The following is an 18,594-nucleotide window of genomic DNA, read 5'->3' on the forward strand; positions in this document are numbered from 1 at the left end:
GTGGCGGGGGGGGGGGGGCGGCCCCGCCCGGGGGGGGGGGGCGGGGCGGCGGGGGGGGGGGGGGGGGGGGGGGGGGGGGGGCGCGCCCCCCCACCCCGCTCGGTATCGGCGCCGGACGCGGCGGCTCGACGGCCGAACCGCGGACGGTGTCACCGGCCGCTCGCGCCACGTCCGTTGGCCGCCTCTCGATAGCAGGTTCCCTCTCTCCGCCCGCCCGCTCATGCCGGCCGGCGGCGGGCGGGACGCGCCCGCCTGCCGCCCGGGAAGCCCTGGGGCGTCGCCGGGCCGTGCGCCGATGGCGAGTACGCGGTCAGCCGGCCGCGCGCCTGTGCCGCCCGCGCCGTTTTGGCGCGGCGGCTACGGCACCGGCCGCCACAGCCCGCACGAGCGCCGCCCGCCGCCTGCCGCCGTGCCGCCCACCGCCGTGCCGCCAGGCGCCGTGCAGTCCGGCGATCACGCTGTCGGCCGCAGGCGGCCCGGGGGGCCGGTGCGTGGGCACGGGCTGGGAGGTGTGTCTGGGGGAGGCTGGTGGGTGGTGTGGTGTTCTGTCATTGGGTGGGTGGTTCGTCGGGTTGTTGGGGATGTCCTGGGGTGTTCCGGGGCTGGTGCGTGGGCATGGTGTGGGGGGCGTCTGGGGGAGACCTGTGGACGGTGCGGTGTTTTGTTGTTGGGTGGGTGGTTCGGCGGGTGGTTGCGGCGCCCAGGGTGTTCCGGATGCCGGTTCACGGGCACGTGCGGGGAGCGCGTCTGGTGGAGACCGGCGGGGGTGCGGCGCGCTGTCGTTGGGTTGGGTGATTGGGGCGGCCTGGGGTGTTCCGGGGTCGGTGCGTGGGCATGGGGTGGGGGGCGTCTGGGGGAGACCGGTGGACGGTGCGGTGTGCTGTTGTTGGGTGGTTGGGGCCCTAGAGCCCCAGGGGGCCCCGTCGGGGCGCTCAGCGTGTCCTGGGGGGCGGTTGGGGCCTCATGGTGTGGGGAGCGCGTCCGGGGCGAGGCGGTGGGGGTGCGGCGCGCTGTCCTCGGACGGGTGGTTCGGCGGCGGGCGGGTCCTCGTGAGGGTGTTGTCACGCCGAACCCGCCCGCGAATGTATCGGGGGGATCTCCAGCACCTCCACCGTGTTCGGGCCCGCGGTGTAGTAGGCCCTGAGCACCCCCGCCTGCGACAGCTTGTCGACACACCGGTCGCAGGGCCGCGCCAGCATGGGCACGCACGCGGCGTTGACCCGGGCCACGAACACCATGCTCACCGGAGCCCCGCGGGCGCGCCGGAGCGCGGCGTCCTCCGCGTGGAAGGTGCTGTTGTGGTGATCGATGAGGGGCGAGTTCCGGTACTTGTTGGAACTCGCGACGACGACACGGCTGCCCGCGGCCAGCACGGCTCCCACCCGGTGGCGGCATTGTGACCGGGTGGCTTGCCGGATCGCCAGGCGGATCAGGTTCATCGAATTCCTTGCAGTCCGAAGGCGCCCCGCGTACGGCGTGGGCGGTGGTGACGGGATCCCCTGCGGGAGAGGCGTTCGTCGGGCGGCTCCGCTCAGACCGGTAAAAGATGGTTCAGTTCGTCGATCTCCCGGTACAGGCCGGCACATGTGTCGCAGTCGCCGAGGTGCGTCATGACCTCTTCCGATCCGCATGCGCCGAGCCGGCCGCGGGAGTACGCGGCGAGCCGGCCCACGTAGTACGAGCACCGGCTGGGATAGCTCTTGTCGTCCAGATGAACGGAGAGGTAGGCCTGCCGTAAGCCCTCCTTGGCCCGGTAGGCCAGGGCGGCGACGCTGTTCGGACTGATGCCCATGGTGTCGGCGATCGAGGCGGGCTGCTGGGACTGGACGATGGTGCACCACAGGATGGTTCGCCACCGGTCCGACAGGGAGGACAGCGCCTCCCGCACCAGCACATGCTCATACTTCCTGAGGGCCTCGTTCCCGGCGGACGTCGCGTACTCCACCTCGTAGGCGCTCACGTCCGGCACGGGCACCTGTCGCCCCGAGTTCCGTCCCGATTCGGTCACCAGATTGCGCAGGACACGCAGCAGATAGCTGCGGAACGAGGTGGAAGGACCGCCACCGGACCTGAGCGCCTGCAGCACGCGGAAGAATGCCTCGGCGACGAAGTCCTGTGCCGTGTACGCGTCACTGGTGTGCATGGCGGCCAGCCGGTAGGCGGCCCCACGGTGACGGTTGAAGAGTTCGGCGAACGCTTCGGTGTCGCCGCTTCGAACTAATTGGGTCAACTCCTGGTCGTTGAACTTTGCTGGCGCAGGATCGGCATTCTGCTGGCCCGGCTGGCCGGCGGACGGTGCGTAGTGTCCGGCCGAAGAAGACAAGGCGGCTCCTGGATGAGGGGATCATCGCGAGCGAGTTCCAGAGGTCGGATCCACGATCGGCGGGTCGGCTGCGTCGATGCGGAACCGCGCATCGAGCAGCGCCGGCGCACAGCTGTCGCGTACGCCGCCGAGGCGCCGTCCGAGCCTGAGGTGGGGACAGGTTGACTCAGGACATCGGCGCAAAGGCTCCCGTGATCGCGTGAAGGATTGTCACCCCTTTATAGAGCCTTCAGATCATCCCAGATCCAGCTACGCCACGCTTTCGGTGGAAGATTCGTCTTTCAGGCCCAGGGAATATCGGATCATCCGACCGGATGTTATGCCTGCTGTCCTGGTGAAGCGCGCCGGAAACCGCATGCCGCAGAATGGGTGATTGGTCGAATTGGTTCGAGTATTGCCGAGGTTTGGACCGTCCCGACGTGAAAAGTGAGTCCACATGGATCACTTCGACGACATGGATCACCGGATCCTTGCCGCATTTCGTGCCCGCGGTGCCGACCCGCGCCTCGGGTCCGCCGCGCGCGGCCTGTCCCTGGCCGGTGAACACGGCGCGCTATGGCTTGCGGTGGGGCTGGTGGGGGCCGCCGCGGACGGGGCGCGGCGGGCCTCGTGGGTGCGCGGGACGGCGCTGGTCGCGGGCGCGCATCTGGCGAGCATGGGGGTGAAGCGGGTGGTGCGTCGGGCCCGTCCCGCGCATACGGAGCCGTTGGTGCGTACCGCGGGGCGGCACTCCTTTCCGAGTTCGCACGCGGCATCCGCGGCGGCCGCCGCCGTGGCCTTCGGGGCGCTGGGGGCGCCGGGGCTCGCGCCCTTGGCGGCCGCGATGTGTCTGTCCCGGCTGGTCGTGGGGGTTCACTACCCGTCCGACGTCGCCGCGGGCGCGGCGCTGGGCGCGCTCACGGCGCGCGTCGGAACCCGCTGGATGCGAGGGCAGGCCCGTGGCTGAGACGGCGCAGCTCGAACATCGCACGCACAGTCCGCGACCTGAACCGCCGGCCCCAGGCGGCCTCTTACGCGGGATCGTGAGAACCGCGCGTCCCCGGCAGTGGGTCAAGAACGTCCTGGTGGTCGCCGCCCCGGTCGCCGCCGGGCAGTTCCTGTCGGCCCACGCCGTGACCCAACTCGCCCTCGTCTTCGTACTGTTCACCGCGTGCTCCGCGGCGGTCTATCTGGTCAACGACGCGCGCGACGTCGAGGCCGACCGTGCGCATCCCACCAAGTGCCGTCGTCCGGTCGCGGCCGGGGACGTGCCGGTACCGGTGGCGTACGCGGTAGGGGGCGCCCTGGCGGTCGTCACGCCGCTGGCCGCGGCCTGGCTGACCTCACCGGCCGTCTCGGCGCTGCTCGCGGCGTATCTCGTGATGCAGTGGGCGTACTCCGTCAGTCTCAAGCATGTGCTGGTCGTCGATCTGGTGGTGGTCACGACGGGCTTCCTGATGCGCGCGATGATCGGCGGGATCGCGCTCGGGATTCCGCTGTCGCGCTGGTTCCTGATCACCACGGGTTTCGGGGCGTTGTTCATGGTGGCGGCGAAGCGGTACTCCGAGGCGCTCCAGATGGCCGGCAAGGCCGGTGCCACGCGGGCGCTGCTGAGCGAGTACACGACGGGCTATCTGCGTTTCGTATGGCAGCTGGCCGCCTCGGTCGCCGTCCTCGGCTACTGCATGTGGACCCTGGAGGACGGCGCCGCGCACGCGGGTGTGCTGCCCTGGCGGCAGCTGTCGATGGCCGCCTTCATCCTCGCGGTGCTCAGATACGCCGTCTTCGCCGATCGCGGCACCGCCGGTGAGCCCGAGGAGGTTGTCCTGCGGGACCGGGCCCTGGCCCTGATCGGACTGGCGTGGCTGGTGCTGTACGGCCTGGCGGTGGCCCCTTGGTGAGCCGGCGTGAACTGCTCGGCTTCGCCGGTGTCGGTCTGCTCGGGTACGCCGTCGACCTGGTGTTGTTCCTGTGGCTGCGCGGGCCCGCCGGCCTCGGCCCGCTGACCGCGAAGGCGCTGTCCTTCGCCGCGGGTTGCACGGTCGCCTACGTCGGCAACACGCTCGGCACCTACCGGCACACGCGGACCAGGGGCCTGCGCTCGTACGCCGTCTTCCTCGCGGTGTACCTGGCCGGTGCCCTCGTCCAGCTGCTGTGTCTCGCCGTCAGCCACTACGGCCTGGGCCTGACCTCGCAGCGTGCCGACACCGTCTCGGGCGCCGGGATCGGCATGGCGCTGGCGACCGTCCTGCGCTTCTGGGGCGTACGGGCACTGGTCTTCGGCAGCGGGGGCGGAACACGCACGTGCGACGCGCGGACCGGCGAGGCGGAGGTGGTGGATACCGCGCGGTACGGCTCGGTCGGACCGTAGCGAAAGGCACTCTCGAACACCATTCGGATCTGTTGAGAAAATGTTCGAGGAAATCGATCGGACGGCAGATGAATACCGGAGGGTCGTCGATGTGTGGGGAGGGAAATGCGTGATAGTCTCGGCGAGTCAAATCCGGGTGGTACTCGTTTCATCCGGAGAGGCGGCTCCGAGCTGCCGAAACAGGGTGGCCGCGAATGTGACTCGCCAGATGTGTATCCATGTCTGCCGTGTGTGATTCGGGTGCCCCGGAAGAATAATTGACACCCCATAAATAGCTGAATCGACTGCTGGACGGACAACCCGGTTACGGGTTCTATTCAGCTGCGTCGGTCGGCGGACTGAGTTTCCCGGTCCAGTGAGTGGAGAGGGCTGAGCCGGGAACAGGAGTGGTGCTTTGCTCCGAGAGCACCACTCCGCCGCCAGTAGCCCGGAGTTGCCCATGTCTCCGGGCTACTGGCATGTCGACTGTTCCCGGACCGGTGTGTGTGGCCGTCCCGCCCGTGCCGATTGGCGGCAGCCACCTGCCGCAGGCAGAGGGAACAGTGGAACAACGGGAACGTGCGAGGTCAGGCATGGACGACCCGGCCGCCCCACGCCGTCGCGCCGAGGCCGGCGAAGGGAACGACGGGCCGGAGGCCGGGACCTGACGGGGCGCGACGCCCCGTGTCATCGGTCCGCGGCCACCGTCAGACCTCGCCCAGCAGGGCGGCCAGCCCCTTGTCGAGAGCCGGTTCGACATCTTCGCTGCCACGGTCGACCAGCGCGTACGAGCGCAGCAGGAAACGACGCAGCACAGATGTGTCGAACTTGGCCACCGCCCTGCCCTCGGCGCCCCGGAACTCCATGATCGTGTAGGCGGGGCCGCAGGGCCAGATGTACACGTCGCCGATGCCGGCGGGCTGGTACAGGCCCTGGGCCAGCAGCTCGCGGGCGAACGTCCAGGTCATGTCCCTGTCGTCGGGGGACACCAGTGACGGGAAGTCGATGTGCACCGCCAGCGGATCGGCGCGGCCGTAGCGCAGGGCCACGGGGATCAGAACCTGTTGATTGGGCGCGGCGATCAGCCGGGCACCGGCGGCCTGCCTGAGCATGCCGTCCGTCACCGGGCTCCCCGCAAAGCCCCAGCCGGGCAGGCGCCGGCCCGCCTCCGGGGCTCGCCGGTGCGCCCGTTCATGACGCGTGAATCTGAACATGGAGATGAGATGTGTGTCTTTCTGTGGGTACGGCACCACCGGGTGGCGCGCACGGCGGAGGGCCTGCTGATCCCCGCGGGCTGTTCCCCCTCGTCGCCACGAAAGCGGACGAGGGGTGCCCGGGCCTCGTAGGGGCTGACCTCGCGTGTTCCCGTTGTTCCGGTGTTCCCCTTGATTGAGCCTGGCGCCTGTGCACACCGTCCGCGTCAGTGCCGGACGGAGCCCCGCTTCGGGCTGTGCATGGCGTGCTGGGGGTGGTACCGGTAGGAGAACTGACTGACCAGCTCCTGGAAGCAGGCCAGCGCGGTGAGCGGCGGAATTCCGGCGACGGCCATCATCAGGAGGGACTTCGAGGAGTTTCCGACGCAGAGCGCGACCGACCCGACGGAGGCGGTCACGATGACGGTCCAGGACCAGCGGGCGGTACGGCGCTGGAGGGACGCCCGCATGATGGACAGGCCCGCCGCGAGCCAGGGCCCGTACAGCATCCACGGCCACCAGCGCGCCAGGCTCTGCGGCATGAACAAGGAGGCGACGGCGCGCAGTTGCTCGTACGAATAGGAGATGGACCAGCCCAGCATGGTCATGGCGCACGCGATGATGGCCGTGAGCAGGAGGGTGGTCGGCCTGATCCTGGGCCGGCCGGCATGGCTGCGGTTCCTCGGCCGGGCCGCCCGCTGGTGGGTCGGGGCCCGGTAGGCGCCGTGCCCGGACGGACTGGAGTAGGTGGGATCCATGCCGGATTCCATGTTCAGCATGTGAGCCAGTTCCGCGTCGAGATCCCAGCCACCTCCCGCCGTTGTCGCCTCAGGGGTGTGCTGACACCAATGCGCCTGAACCGTGTTGCACTGCTCGCAGTACGGAGCTGACGGTGCGTCGTATCCGACGTTCTGGGTGAACTGGGTGCCATAGGGATCCCACCTGTCCCGGATCTCATCCATGTGCGCCCGCATTCATCGAGTCGCGCTCCGCGTTGAGGGTCCTGTCGAGCAAATTCTCCAGCAGCACCGCGCACTGCCGGAGCTGGGCCCGCACTGCGGCCGGATCCAGCCACGGTCCGCCGTATCCGAAGGAGTTCGGATCAACCGGTGTGGGGGGCATCCGTTTCTGACGCGCGCAGACCGTTTCATTCCAAGTCACGGTCACCTAACGAGCGTCACGAGCATCAAGACATCCAGCTTTCGAGGGACATCCTGCCGTGTTATTACCGGGTCGGAAGATCAGATGTGACGAGCGAACGGCTGCCGCCGCGGGAGACCGGTTGGGGTGTTGGTGGGGGGTGCCGGTGAACACGGGGGCGGATCCCGCTGCCGGGGGTGACCGTGACCGCTTTCCGCTTCGGGCGGGGGTTGCGGTGGGTGGTGGCCTGGGCGTGCGGTGTGGTGGGCGGATGGGTGATGTCGTGCGTCAGGTGACGCGCTGGTGTGGGTGTCGGCGGATGTGGAGGCGGATCTCGGTGTTGAGGTGCTGCGGGGCGACCGCCTCCCGGGCTTCCGGCAGGGTGTGCGTGCTGATGTGCGACAGTACCGCCGCGGGTGAGGCATCCGGATCCAGGACGAGATGCATACGGACCCGGAGCCGGCCGGGCCGGCCGAGGAGACGGACACGTACCTGCGTCACCCCGGGCACGGACCGCGTGCTTCGTGCCACGGCCTGGGTGAGGGCGGCGCCGTCCAGGGTGAGCCCGTCACCGCCCAGCGGCAGGGCGCGTACCCGGCCGCTGCGGACCTGGAGGACGCACCAGCCCAGACACAGCAGCAGCGCGGCGGCGAGCGCCGTCACCACCACCGGCGTCCACCAACCGTGCTCGCGCCAGCGGGCGAGCGCACCGCGGTCCACCCAGACCGTGCCGGAGGCGGCCATGGGCCACCAGGAGGGCATCCGGTCGCGACCGACGACCTCGGGGGCCCCGAGCGTGATCCCCGCCGCCGCCAGGGGAAGGCCGGCGCAGACCAGCACGGCCCTGTTGACGCCGCTGCGCAGCCGGTTCACGACACCCCGCTCCCCGGCCGCGGCGGGCTTCCCGGGCTCACACGGTCCCGCCGCCCCGGATCGTGCCAACCCGGCGCGGTACGCACGCGCACCCGGGAGCGGGGCGTACGACCCAGCCCGCATGCGCCGAGAGCCTGGTCAACGGTGGTCACCACCTGTCCGTGCGCGACCTCCCGGTCACCGAAGTCGACGGCGGCCCGGATCCGCGCCCGCCGCCGACGCCTGACCCGAACCCGCACGCGGGAGACCCCGGACACGCCCGACACGGCGTCACGCACCAGCGTCTGCGCCGCCGACCGGTCGAGCGTCGCACGCACACTCCCGTCGGCGGTGCTCATTGCGAGCGAGCGGCGCCGGCCGGGTGCCAGCGCGAGCAGCACCATCCCGACGCCGAGCACGGCCATGGCGGCGCTCAGCGCCACCGGGAAGCCGCCGGGGCCGTGGCTGGACAGCCAGGTGAGCGCCCGGGACCGCCAGGGCGCCGCCGTACGCCCCGCCACCCGAACGCACACGACGTCGTACAGCAACGTCGCACAGGCCGACAGGCCCACAAGCGCCGCCAGCGCCGCGGGCACTCGCCGCTCCGACCACGGCCGCCGCGCCGGACCGCCGGTCGTGCCGTGCGGGGCCGGGGCCGCGGGACCGCCCGGCCGTGGCCCGGCAGGCGGGGCCAGAGCGCGCACCCGGACCTGCGGGCGCGCGACCGCGAGTCCGGTGAGCGCGGCCGTGCGGCGCGCCACATGCAGCCGCACCCGGTGGCCGGACTTCGCGATACCGGCCCGATAGGGGAGCGTGAGAGCGACCGACACCGCCGCCCGGCCACCGCGCGTCCCCACCTTCGCGTTGACGGCCCCGACGTCTCCCGGGGGCAGCGCCTCGCGCGCGGCGTGCTCGGCGATGCGGCGCACCGCCCGGTCGCTGACGGTGGTCCGCCCGCGTTCACCGGCCCCAACCACCCTCGACCCGGTCCCGACCACACCTGACCCGGTCCCGACCATGCCCGACCCGGTCCCGACCACGCCCAGACCCGCCCCGGCGGCACCCACCCGGGCCCCGGTGTTGTGTGCCCTGGCTGCGGCGATGCCCGAGCCCGCCTCGGCGTTGCCCGTCCCCACGGTGCCCGAGCCCGCCCCGGCCCTGCCCGCCCCCGCCTCGGTGCTGTGCGCCCCGGTCGTGCCCGAGCCCGCCCCCGCGGTGCCCGTGCCCGTCCCAGCCGAACCCGAGCCCGCGGTGCCCGAACCCGTTCCAGCCATGCCCGAGCCCGCCTCGGTGTTGCCCGTCCCAGCCGTGCCCGTGCCCGTCCCAGCCGTGCCTGAGCCCGTTCCAGCCGTGCCTGGGCCCGTTCCAGCCATGCCCGTGGCCGCCCCCGCGGTGCCCGAGCCCGTCCCCGCGGTGCCCGAACCCGCCCCAGCCGAGCCCGAGCCCGGTTCGGTCGGGGCCGAGTTGGAGCCCGTCGTACTCATCGAGGCCTGCCCGGGCCGTGGTCGTCGCGTCCGCCGTCACGGGATCCGAAGAACTCCGGCCGAACGGTTCCGGTGTCGAGGAAACGGCCCGCGATCCAACCGACCGCCCCCATCCCGGCGACCAGCAAGAACGCCCTGAACCCACCGAACCAGCCCGCGTAGCCGAGGGCCACGCCCACCAACAGCCCTGTGTCGGCTCTGCTCATCGCGCCGCCCGCCTCCGTCCGTCTCCTCGGCGCCCCGCCCGGCCCGGCCCTTCACCGGCGGCGCACCCTGCCCGTACGGGCCCGTCACTCCACACGTGCGTCCGCCGCGGCGCTCGCGTCGTCGTCGGGCAGATGCACGTCGTCGACGGCCACCTGCACCTCGACCACCTCAAGCCCCGTGATCCGCTCCACGGCGGAGATCACGTTCGCCCGTACCTCGCGCGCGACCTCGGGAATGGGCACCCCGTACTCGACGACCAGGTTCAGGTCGACGGCGGCCTGCCGTTCACCGACCTCGACCTTCACCCCGCGCCCCACGTTCGGCCGCCCGCCCGGCACCCGGTCACGGACCGCGCCGATCGTGCGGGACAGACCACCGGCGCCCATGTCGTACACGCCGGGCACCTCACGCGCCGCCATGCCCGCGATCTTGACCACCACGACGTCGGCGATGGTCGTCCTGCCCCGCTCCTCCGCGGGCCGCTTCTCCTCGGCCCGCCCCGCCGCGGCCGGCGTGGTTTCGCCGGCTCCGCCGAGCACCGCGGTCAGGCCGGGAACCGGGCCCGAACCGCCCTCACCCACCCCTGCCCGATTGGACTCCTGTGCCGTCATCGGTGTGCCTCCTGGATCAATGTCCCTGTGCGCGGTCACCTACTTCGACACGTCTACTGACGTTTCATTACGCGATGCCCGGGATTCCCCCTTCGCGCGGACAGCCAGCCGCTGCCGCGTAACGCGCACGGCGGCGCCGTGTCGTACGGCCGAGGGGAGGAGTCGGATGGGGACGGGCCGGACGAGAGGAGACCACCGTGCCGGGGCACCGGGACAGCCCGACGGACGCCGAGGACGACGGCGAACGGCACGAGGACGCCTTGCTGGCGGTACGGGCAGGAGAGGGCGACGAGGAGGCCTTCGAGATACTGGTGCGCCGCCATGGCCCCGGGCTGCTGCAACTGGCCACGCGGCTGCTCGGCAACAGGACCGAGGCGGAGGACGCCGTACAGGACGCCTTCGTCAGCGCCTGGCGCAAACTGCCGGAGTTCCGCGGCGAGTCCGCGTTCGGCACGTGGATGTACCGGATCGTCACCAACCGGTGCCTGAACGTGCTGCGCGGACGTCGCCCGGTGGCCGCCCTGGACGCGGTGCCCGAACCCGCGGCGCCCGAACACCAGGCGTCCCCGGCACGGGTGGCGGAGGCGCACGCCGCCGTCGAAGCCCTGTCGCAGGCGATGGCCGTCCTGTCGCCCGAGCAACGGGTGTGCTGGGTACTCAGGGAGTTGAACGGACTACCGTACGAGGCAGTGGCCGACATGGTCGGAATCAGTCAGGAGGCGGTCCGCGGACGCGTCTTCCGCGCGCGGCGCCAGCTGACGGAGGCGATGGTCGCATGGCAATGAACGCGGACCCGAACTCCGGCTCGGCCGACGCGACCCGCGGCGAGGAGGCATCCGGGGACGAACTGCTGCCCTGTGGCCGCAAGTTGGAGGACGTGTGGCGCCAGTGGGAGCAGGGCTTCACCGATCCGCACACGCGCACCTGCCCGCACTGCTCGGCCGCGCTGCACGACCTGAACCGGCTCCAGGACGTCGTGCGCCGGGCCCGGGAGGAGGAACCGCCCAAAGAGGACGCCGGAGCGCTCGTCGAGCGGGTGATGGACGTCGTACGCCTCGAACTGCGCCCCGGCCGGACGCTCCCGCTGGGCACCCTGGCGGAGGACGACTGGATCGTGGAGGCCGCGGCCGCCAAGGTGCTTCGCTCGGCGGCCGACTCCGTGCCCGGTGCGCGGACCGGCAGTTGCCGGATCGCCCCGGCAGGCTCCGGCGCGGCGGCGTCCGCGCGCCGGACGCGCGGCCCGGTGGCGGTGCGGGTCGAGGTCGTGGTCGCCGCGACGGTCAACCTTCAGCGGGTGGCGGAGCAGGTGCGGGAAAGGGTCTTCGGTGCGGCGGACGAACTGCTGGGCATGGAGGTCGGCTCGGTGGACGTGACCTTCACCGACGTCCTGCCCGAAGACGATCTGGCGGAGGGAGGAACGAGGTGATAGCGGACGGTGAGCCCGCGGAGCTGACCGAGCGGATCGCCCAGGCGGTCGCGGACGTGCCCGGCGTGGCGTTTCTACGGCCCGGCCTGGCCGGACTGCTGCGCTCCTCCGTCGCGGCGCGCGCGACAGGGCGCCGGGCGAACCCCGACGCGAGCCGGGCGAAGTCCGCCGTGCGGGTCGGACGCGGGAGTGCGCCGGGCACCCTGGTGGTCGAGGTCAGCGTCGTCCTGCGGCGCGGCCACCGTGCCGTGGACGTGACACGCGCGGTGCGTGCCGCGGTGCGGGCCACGGCCGGGGACCGGCCGCCCGCCCGGGTCACGGTGACGGTCACCGGCCTGGTGTGACCAGGCCGGCACCCCTTGCCCTGCCGGCCAACCAACGGGCAGGGCAAGGCCGTTCACCACCGAGGACACGGCCGGTGCCGAGAACAGGGACAGGGGCGAAGACGCGGCCGTGCACCCCGCAGCGGCTACGAACCGCCCGGCACCGGCCGTACACGTCGGCAGCGGCTGCGAGCCGCCCTGCACTGGCCGTACCGCCTGCACTGGCTGCGAGGCGCCCGGCAACTGGCCGTACACGTCGGCAGCGGCTGCGAGCCGCCCAGCACTGGCCGTACCGCCTGCACTGGCTGCGAGGCGCCCGGCAACTGGCCGTACACGTCGGCAGCGGCTGCGAGCCGCCCGGCACTGGCCGTACCGCCTGCACTGGCTGCGAGGCGCCCGGCAACTGGCCGTACACGTCGGCAGCGGCTGCGAGCCGCCCGGCACCGGCCGTACCGCCGGCGCCGCACGGCCGCCGTCGGCATGCGCCGACCAGGATGCTGCCCTCGGCTTCCGTTCCACACCCGATCCCGCCGACCCACCCCTGAAGGACCTGCGGGTTCCCGTGCGTTGGGGCGCCGCACCCCTGCCGGGACGCCCAGCACGGGGCGGAGGCAGGGCGCCCAGCCCCTGCGCGGCGTGGTCGACGCCCTGCGTGAGCTGGGGGTCCGGAGTGACGGGCCTAGGTGTCGGTGCGTGTCGCCGGCAGGCGGGCGCGGACGAACTTGCCTCGGCCGTCGGCGGCGGGCAGCCAGCTCACCTCGGCGCCCAGGAGCCGTGCCTCCCGCAGCCCGTTGCCCAGCACTCCGGCAATGGCGGCCGCGCTGTTCCGGAAGTCGGGGAGCGGATCCCCCACCTCCACCAGCAGCGCGTCGGGTTCGCTCAGCGTCAGCCGCACGCGCATGCGCGCGTCCGCGCCGTCGACCGGCTGGGCGTGCACGACGGCGTTGTAGGCGAGTCGGGCGAGGACATCCCCCGCGACAACGATGTCACCCGGCCAGCCCCGTAACGTCAGATAGCTGCGGGCCGCCTCCCGCGCCCGGTGCACGCTGAGCGGGTGCAGTGAGTAGGAGCGGCGCCAGTGCGCACCGACCGGCCCGCGCAGTGCGGTGCGGAAGGCGGCGTCCTCCAGCGCCCGTACGGGCCGGAGCGGCAACCCCGTACGTCCGGTACGGGGGTATGCGCACACCGCGAAGGCGGGAAGTCCTAACAGCCAGCTGCGCAGCACGTCCCGGTCTCCGGCGTGCCGGGCGACCTCACCCTCATCGGGGACGACGAGCCCCGTGGCCGCGCCGGTGGCCAGCAGATGCTGGACGGCCCGCCAGCCGGTGCGATGCCAAAGGGGCGCGTCGAGCGGCGCCAGGTCGTACACCTTGTGCACGACGGTCCACCCCTGCCGGATGGCGAACTCCCGCAGCCCCATGAGGGATTGAGTTGCGACCCGGGAATCCGGACTGCTTGTGTAGAGCGCGACGTGCGCCCGGTCGGGGACGGTGCCGACCAGCTCTCGCTGGGGCACGGGGGTGGTCGAGGCGGCGCGTGTCATCGCGTGGACTCCAGGGGACTGACAGGTGATCGAACTGTGTTGCAGGGGCTGTACGGAGAGGGTTCGGACGCACGGCGCCGGGGCCGTCCGGAGCCGGGACGCCGACGCGCCCCCGGACGCCCGACCCAGATGTCCGGCTCGGCCCGGCCGCGGCACACGCCGAGTGCGAGGGCGCGGTCACGGCCCCCGCGATCCACGCGTCCACGCATCCCCTCCGCATATGCCCAGTGACTTACCGCAGTTCTAATGCATTAGCTCGTCGGCCGGGGTCCAAACTCGACACTTTGCAGGCCGCCAACCGAGTACGGAGTCTTCACATGGGGCACGATGACCCGCCGCGACACCAGGTGGTCGCCGACGACCTGCGTCGTCGCCTCGCCCGCGGCGACTGGCCCGTCGGCGCGAAACTTCCCTCCCGCGCCCGGATGGCCGAGGAGTACGGAGTCAACCCCAACGTCATGCAGAAGGCCCAGGAGCGCCTGATCATCGAGGGGTTCCTCGAAGGACGCGCCGGTTCCGGCACCTATGTGGCCAGGCCCCGCGAGCGCCGCCGCATGATCCGTTCCCGGCCCCGGAAGCCGGCCGGCGGCGGCACCTTCACGAGCGGCACGGCCGAGCCGGATCACGTCGGCGTGTGGCGGGCCCGAGCCCAGGTGCGCACGGTCGCCCCGGACCACATCGCCCGGCGGCTCGGTATCGCGCCCGGTGACCCGTGCGTACGCACCGGCTACGAATTCCTCGCGGACGCCCTGACCTCCCAGTTCGCCGTCAGCTGGGAACCCGCGCCCGCGGCGACGGCCATGAGACCCACGGTGCCGCTGCAGCGGCGGCCCGACACGAGTGGGGCAGTGGCCGGGCGGCTCCGCGCGAAGGGCATCGACATCGTCACCGCGGTCGAGGTGCCGCGCCCGGCCCGCGCCACCCGGGAACAGGCCGACCTGCTCGGCATCGGCCTCGGCGATCTGATCCTCGTCATCGAGCGGACGTACTACGACAGCGACGGCCGCGCGGTGGAGACGACCGACATCGTCGTCCCCGACGTGCGCTGGGAAGTGGCCTACGAACTCGCCGTCGCCGGACCCGAGTCCCGCTGACCGCGGGCCGTACCGCCCGCGGTCAGGCCACTGGGACCCGGGAAACCGGACACCCCGGAGCGCGGGCCCCGCGGCGAGACATGACAGGGCCTCCCGGCCGCTCGGGGGAAGCGGGGCAGAGGCCGTCCGGGAGACCCGTTGCCGCAGTTGTACGCGTTCTCCCCGCGGTGTCCAAGTCGCCCGCACGATCGTGTGCACACCTCGCGCACGTGTGCGGAAACCCGGCCGGGCACGCCGCAGTGGGAGCGCCGTTCCAGCGGAACGGGTGGGGCCGCACGGTCAGTGGAGGAACCGGTCCACCGCGGCCACGACGGGCCGCCGCTTCAGCACGGGCCCGGGACCGAGGATCACGCCGTGGCTGATCGAGACGCTCACCGGGCCGATGTCATACGCGCCGTTCTCCTCCAACTGCTGCCGCGCCTCGGCGGGGACGCAGTCCAGCCCGAGTTCCGCGGCGGCCACGCTCAGCGCCCCCATCGCGATGACAAGGGCCTCCTTGGCCCTCGGACCGCCCAGCAGGACCGTCGTACCGCCCCCGGTATGTCCGACCTCCACGCGGTACGTCGCGATCGCGTCGTGCAGGTACTCCTCGGCGTCAAGGCCCACGGACTCCACGACCCGCGCGACGATCCGGTAGACGCCCTCGGCCGCCGCCCGCAGATCCAGTTTGGCGCCCAGCTGATGGGCCTTCAGCCACGGGGCGGTCTTCGGGGACAGGGGCGTCGACTGGTAGACGCCCCAGCCCCGGATGTTGACCTCCAGACGGTGGGCACTGGGGCCGTCCGAGGCGAGCCACACGTCCGTGACCCCGAGGGCGCCGAAGACGTTGTGCGTGCTCATGAACTCGATCAGCCGGGTCGCCGTCATGAGGTTCTCGTTGGACTCGGGCACCAGGTCATTGATCAGCTCGCGAACAGCCCGCTCGTGGAACTTCACTGCTCCTCCCAACTCGTCACGCGCGAAAGGTACGTTCGAGGCCGGACAGCCGGCGGGGGAGCCACGGGGACCAACCGCCGTGGCTGCGCCCGCACCTTCGCGACGGTGTGCCCGGGCGCCCCTATACAGATGCGGCTGGGCGCCGAGCATGACGTCACCGGGCCCTGGCGGGGCGCCGGTGCGGCCGGTGTGCCGGGCGGGCTGCACCGGCCCTTCGGCTACCTCGTCGGGACGAGCGGCGGGCCGGGGTGCCACTGGCCGCCGACCACCAGGAACGGAGGCGGGGAGGCGGCCACGGGGACGCCCCCGCGAGTGCCGCGGCCGGTCAGTTGCCGGGGCACCGGCAGGGGGTGGCCCGGGTGGCCCGGGTAGCCCTGCTCCAGGGCGCGGGAGGTGTGGTCCAGGGGGGCGTGGCCGTGGCAGAAGGGTGCGGAGCAGACGTCCTGCGGGCCTTGCTCACCGGGGACGTACCGGAAATCCGCACGCCACTGTGCGTACAGGGCGTCGTAGATCGGGGTACGGGAGTCCGGAAGGGGGTTCATGGTTGGTCAACGCGGAAAGCGGCGATCGCGATGTCTGCCGTACGGGTGCATTCCCGAGGCTTCCCGTGACGAGCGCCCCCTCCGACAGACCCGCCGAAGGCGCCACCCGCCTGCACTCGTGGTATCGCGGGCGTTCGGCTCGGCCCCGGTTGCGGTGTACGTGAGTCGATGTCGCGCGCTGGGACGGCGGGGCGGTCCGCGGTGCGGGCGGGGTTGGGGCAGGGCGGCAGGTGTCGTCTGCCGTCGAGCCCGAAGCCGAGCCCCTGCCGACCACCGTCGCCGCACGATGCCACCACGGCCGCCCGGCCACGCCGCCCGGCGGGGCGCAGGCCGGCGGGGCGTAGGCCGGCGGGGCGTAGGCCGGGTGGGCAGGTTGGCTGGGTTTCAGCCTGTTCGCCGGTGCCGGTCGGCGGGGCGTAGGGCGGGTGGGCAGGTTGGCTGGGTTTCAGCCCGTTCGGCTGCGCCGGTTGGCGGGGGCGGACCCAGTGGGTGCGTCGCGCGCCTCAGTCGGTTCGGGCGCCGCCCGCTCGCGTGGACTTCAGCCGAGGATCCGTCGGCCGAGGTGGTCCAGGACCCCGCCGATCCGTGTCGTGGCGGTGGTGAGGAGGGAGGGTGAGGCGGAGCGGGCGGGAGACGACGTGTGCGGTGCGCCGGAGCCCGTCTCGGCCCGCGGTGGCGCACTGTCCGGCGCGGAGCCGGCGGCCGGGGAAGCGGCCGGGGGCACCGGCTCCGGGACGTGAACGCCGCTTTCCGGCTGGGGGAGTTGCTGCGGAGGGGCCGTCTGGTGGCCGTCGCTCGACGGCCGCGCCGCCCCCGCCCCTGTCCCCGCGCCCGCCGCCGGCCTCGCGGGCGTGGACGGCCCGCCCTTGACGCCTCCGGCCGTGACGGTCCCGGCCGTATGGGCTCCGGCCGGACGGGAGACGCTGCCACCCTGGCCCGTACGCCCGGACAGCGCGGCCTGCACTACCTGCCCCGCCGGCGAGGACGGCGCGGGGCCGCCGTTCACCCCATCGCCGAGGCCGGTGCCGCCGCCGTCCACGGCGGGCATGGCAGGCAGGGCGGGCAGGGCAGGCATGGCGGGCACGGCCCCGACCGTATGCCCGCTGGCGTACACGGAGTTCCACGCCAGCACGTCGCGCAGATAGACATCCGCGGGGTTGTAGCTGAGGATGGCCCGGTTCAGCTGCTGCGGATCGCTGAGATCGCGGTTGTCGGCGCACAGATAGGCGGCCGCCGTCGTGGCGGCGTCGAAGATGTTGTTGGGATCGGCGTCGAGCGTGGGCCGAGTGGTGGTGCCCCAGCGTTTCCACGTGGAGGGGATGAACTGCATGGGCCCGACCGCCCGGTCCCAGGTGGTGTCGCCGTCGAACTTCCCCTGGTCGGAGTCGCGCAGCGCGGCGAACGGCCCGCCGTTCAGCACCGGCCCGAGAATCGGGGACGCCGTAAAGCCCTCACTGGTGAGGGCGCCGTTCCTCGCGTGGTTCGACTCGACCTGGCCGATCGCGGCGAGCAGCGTCCACGGCAGATGACAGCCGGGCGTCCGGACCGCCTGCTCGTCGGCGGCTCGCTGATATGCCTCGAATGCCAGCGCCGGGATGTCCGAGTGCGCGGCGTCCGCCGGCACGGTGACCGGGACCGCACCCGGCCGCAGTGCTTTGCCTTCCGTGTCCTCGTCGGCGGGGGTCTCCTTCGGCGCGGGCTCCGGATCGCCGAAGTCCGGGGCGGGCGGGGCGGGGGCGGGGCTGGGTTGTGCGCCGGCCGCGGGGGGATACGCCGAAACCGTCTTGGGCGGTGAGAACGACGTTGAGATGGCCCCCATGGCGCATGCCACCGCCGTCGAGATCAGAATGATGCGCCGGGCGCGGCGGCCACGGTCCTTCGAGGCCTTCGAGGCCGCGCGCTCACCAGAAGACGAATCGGTGTCGGACATGAAGAAATCCCTCCGCTCGTACGGTGTTTCCCGGCGATCCACTCACCGTGCTTGTCCCGCTGTTCTGCCTAGAGGTCTGGAATGTATGGATATGACTCGGTGAGTCCGACATTGAGGGCAAACCTCACTCAGTCGGACTGCCCTTGCCCACAGGGGATTTGGAGTTCGTCGCCGCCGCGGCCCACCTCTTCGACACGGCCCCGCTCCGGTCACCGCAGGCCACGCGTCATGTCCGTGCCGACGGGGCCTCTGTCTTGTAGAAGGCGCCGCGTCGACGGGGATCGTGCACCCGCTCGCGGTGGCCCGGGAAACGTGTGACACCGGGAAGGGAGGAGGCGGCCATGTACGGAGGCCCTGGCATCGGCAAGGGCATCGGAGGCGCTGTCGGGGGAGGTGGGGCACTTGCCGCGACCGGCCTGGGACAGACGGGGATCTTCGTCGTGCTGGCCGTCGTGCTGTTCGTCGTCGGCGCCCTGCTGCTGCGGTCCTCGTCGTTGAAGCACCGCAACAGACGCCCCTGAGCGTCAGAAAGCCGGGTGGGGGGGGGGGCGGGGGCCCCCCCCCCCCCCCGGGGGGGGGGGGCCCCCCCCCGGGGGGGGGGCGCCCCCCCCCCCGGGGGCCCGCGGGGCCCCACCCCCCACCCCAACGCCGCCACCCGCAA

21 protein-coding genes are annotated in these 18,594 nt (G+C 72.4%); 8 read left to right on the plus strand and 13 right to left on the minus strand.

What is annotated here, in order from left to right; genetic code table 11:
- Positions 1 to 1,061: 1,061 nt before the first annotated feature.
- Together ACFYTE_RS33445 and ACFYTE_RS33450 are read right to left on the minus strand one after the other, a co-directional pair.
- The gene (locus ACFYTE_RS33445; protein WP_388718756.1) at positions 1,062 to 1,439 is read right to left on the minus strand and encodes a hypothetical protein; all 378 of its coding nucleotides are present in this window, start codon (positions 1,437 to 1,439) and stop codon (positions 1,062 to 1,064) included.
- Between the two features lie 92 nt (positions 1,440 to 1,531).
- Positions 1,532 to 2,323, minus strand: a complete 792-nt coding sequence (locus ACFYTE_RS33450; protein WP_388718758.1) for an RNA polymerase sigma factor — start codon at positions 2,321 to 2,323, stop codon at positions 1,532 to 1,534.
- Positions 2,324 to 2,759: 436 nt separating this feature from the next.
- Between ACFYTE_RS33450 and ACFYTE_RS33455 the strand changes: the two genes are divergently transcribed.
- Genes ACFYTE_RS33455 through ACFYTE_RS33465 form a run of 3 tightly spaced genes read left to right on the plus strand, consistent with a single transcriptional unit; the run spans position 2,760 to position 4,673 of the window.
- Positions 2,760 to 3,269 carry a phosphatase PAP2 family protein gene (locus tag ACFYTE_RS33455; protein WP_388718760.1) on the plus strand — a complete coding sequence of 170 codons (510 nt, stop codon included), beginning with the start codon at positions 2,760 to 2,762 and terminating at the stop codon, positions 3,267 to 3,269.
- A complete protein-coding gene (locus ACFYTE_RS33460; RefSeq protein WP_388718762.1) occupies positions 3,262 to 4,203 on the plus strand; it encodes a decaprenyl-phosphate phosphoribosyltransferase in 942 nt (313 codons plus the stop codon). Before ACFYTE_RS33455 ends, ACFYTE_RS33460 begins: the two co-directional genes overlap by 8 nt.
- Complete coding sequence (locus ACFYTE_RS33465; RefSeq protein ID WP_388718764.1) at positions 4,197 to 4,673, plus strand: GtrA family protein; 477 nt, start codon at positions 4,197 to 4,199, stop codon at positions 4,671 to 4,673. Before ACFYTE_RS33460 ends, ACFYTE_RS33465 begins: the two co-directional genes overlap by 7 nt.
- Before the next feature lie 686 nt (positions 4,674 to 5,359).
- Here the strand turns inward: ACFYTE_RS33465 and ACFYTE_RS33470 are convergent.
- The 7 genes from ACFYTE_RS33470 to ACFYTE_RS33500 form a co-directional block, all read right to left on the minus strand.
- On the minus strand, positions 5,360 to 5,866 hold the full coding sequence (locus ACFYTE_RS33470; RefSeq protein WP_388718766.1) for an SsgA family sporulation/cell division regulator: 507 nt from the start codon (positions 5,864 to 5,866) through the stop codon (positions 5,360 to 5,362).
- Positions 5,867 to 6,072: 206 nt separating this feature from the next.
- Positions 6,073 to 6,603 carry a DUF2637 domain-containing protein gene (locus ACFYTE_RS33475; RefSeq protein WP_388718768.1) on the minus strand — a complete coding sequence of 177 codons (531 nt, stop codon included), beginning with the start codon at positions 6,601 to 6,603 and terminating at the stop codon, positions 6,073 to 6,075.
- A 196-nt stretch (positions 6,604 to 6,799) separates the two neighbouring features.
- A complete protein-coding gene (locus ACFYTE_RS33480; RefSeq protein WP_388718770.1) occupies positions 6,800 to 7,012 on the minus strand; it encodes a hypothetical protein in 213 nt (70 codons plus the stop codon).
- 261 nt (positions 7,013 to 7,273) lie between these two features.
- Positions 7,274 to 7,858 (minus strand): alkaline shock response membrane anchor protein AmaP, encoded by a 585-nt coding sequence (locus ACFYTE_RS33485; protein WP_388718772.1) that lies wholly within the window; start codon positions 7,856 to 7,858, stop codon positions 7,274 to 7,276.
- On the minus strand, positions 7,855 to 9,111 hold the full coding sequence (locus ACFYTE_RS33490) for a DUF6286 domain-containing Asp23/Gls24 family envelope stress response protein (protein WP_388718774.1): 1,257 nt from the start codon (positions 9,109 to 9,111) through the stop codon (positions 7,855 to 7,857). The genes ACFYTE_RS33485 and ACFYTE_RS33490 overlap by 4 nt, the downstream gene beginning before the upstream one ends.
- Positions 9,112 to 9,317: 206 nt before the next feature.
- Positions 9,318 to 9,527 carry a hypothetical protein gene (locus ACFYTE_RS33495; RefSeq protein WP_351738998.1) on the minus strand — a complete coding sequence of 70 codons (210 nt, stop codon included), beginning with the start codon at positions 9,525 to 9,527 and terminating at the stop codon, positions 9,318 to 9,320.
- 84 nt (positions 9,528 to 9,611) lie between these two features.
- On the minus strand, positions 9,612 to 10,139 hold the full coding sequence (locus ACFYTE_RS33500) for an Asp23/Gls24 family envelope stress response protein (RefSeq protein ID WP_388718776.1): 528 nt from the start codon (positions 10,137 to 10,139) through the stop codon (positions 9,612 to 9,614).
- A gap of 197 nt (positions 10,140 to 10,336) precedes the next feature.
- Between ACFYTE_RS33500 and ACFYTE_RS33505 the strand changes: the two genes are divergently transcribed.
- Genes ACFYTE_RS33505 through ACFYTE_RS33515 form a run of 3 tightly spaced genes read left to right on the plus strand, consistent with a single transcriptional unit; the run spans position 10,337 to position 11,909 of the window.
- Positions 10,337 to 10,924 (plus strand): RNA polymerase sigma factor, encoded by a 588-nt coding sequence (locus tag ACFYTE_RS33505; RefSeq protein ID WP_388718778.1) that lies wholly within the window; start codon positions 10,337 to 10,339, stop codon positions 10,922 to 10,924.
- Positions 10,915 to 11,565 (plus strand): Asp23/Gls24 family envelope stress response protein, encoded by a 651-nt coding sequence (locus ACFYTE_RS33510; protein WP_388718780.1) that lies wholly within the window; start codon positions 10,915 to 10,917, stop codon positions 11,563 to 11,565. Before ACFYTE_RS33505 ends, ACFYTE_RS33510 begins: the two co-directional genes overlap by 10 nt.
- Positions 11,562 to 11,909, plus strand: a complete 348-nt coding sequence (locus ACFYTE_RS33515) for an Asp23/Gls24 family envelope stress response protein (RefSeq protein WP_388718781.1) — start codon at positions 11,562 to 11,564, stop codon at positions 11,907 to 11,909. The genes ACFYTE_RS33510 and ACFYTE_RS33515 overlap by 4 nt, the downstream gene beginning before the upstream one ends.
- Positions 11,910 to 12,567: 658 nt before the next feature.
- Here the strand turns inward: ACFYTE_RS33515 and ACFYTE_RS33520 are convergent.
- The gene (locus ACFYTE_RS33520) at positions 12,568 to 13,431 is read right to left on the minus strand and encodes a hypothetical protein (protein WP_388718783.1); all 864 of its coding nucleotides are present in this window, start codon (positions 13,429 to 13,431) and stop codon (positions 12,568 to 12,570) included.
- Between the two features lie 317 nt (positions 13,432 to 13,748).
- Here ACFYTE_RS33520 and ACFYTE_RS33525 point away from each other — a divergent pair, with 317 nt between their 5' ends.
- Positions 13,749 to 14,525 (plus strand): GntR family transcriptional regulator, encoded by a 777-nt coding sequence (locus tag ACFYTE_RS33525; RefSeq protein WP_388718785.1) that lies wholly within the window; start codon positions 13,749 to 13,751, stop codon positions 14,523 to 14,525.
- A gap of 279 nt (positions 14,526 to 14,804) precedes the next feature.
- On the opposite strand, the gene ACFYTE_RS33530 is transcribed toward ACFYTE_RS33525, so the two are convergent.
- The 3 genes from ACFYTE_RS33530 to ACFYTE_RS33540 all read right to left on the minus strand — a co-directional run bounded on the left by ACFYTE_RS33530 (position 14,805) and on the right by ACFYTE_RS33540 (position 17,933).
- Positions 14,805 to 15,461 carry a hypothetical protein gene (locus ACFYTE_RS33530; protein ID WP_388718787.1) on the minus strand — a complete coding sequence of 219 codons (657 nt, stop codon included), beginning with the start codon at positions 15,459 to 15,461 and terminating at the stop codon, positions 14,805 to 14,807.
- Positions 15,462 to 15,679: 218 nt separating this feature from the next.
- Positions 15,680 to 16,003, minus strand: a complete 324-nt coding sequence (locus tag ACFYTE_RS33535) for a hypothetical protein (RefSeq protein WP_388718789.1) — start codon at positions 16,001 to 16,003, stop codon at positions 15,680 to 15,682.
- A gap of 538 nt (positions 16,004 to 16,541) precedes the next feature.
- Positions 16,542 to 17,933, minus strand: a complete 1,392-nt coding sequence (locus tag ACFYTE_RS33540) for a hypothetical protein (RefSeq protein ID WP_388718791.1) — start codon at positions 17,931 to 17,933, stop codon at positions 16,542 to 16,544.
- Positions 17,934 to 18,274: 341 nt separating this feature from the next.
- Here ACFYTE_RS33540 and ACFYTE_RS33545 point away from each other — a divergent pair, with 341 nt between their 5' ends.
- On the plus strand, positions 18,275 to 18,454 hold the full coding sequence (locus ACFYTE_RS33545) for a peptidase (protein ID WP_388718793.1): 180 nt from the start codon (positions 18,275 to 18,277) through the stop codon (positions 18,452 to 18,454).
- The last annotated feature ends 140 nt before the right edge of the window (positions 18,455 to 18,594 follow it).

This window comes from Streptomyces sp. NPDC004629 (assembly GCF_042873595.1).
In the GTDB taxonomy this organism is placed as follows: Bacteria; Actinomycetota; Actinomycetes; order Streptomycetales; family Streptomycetaceae; genus Streptomyces.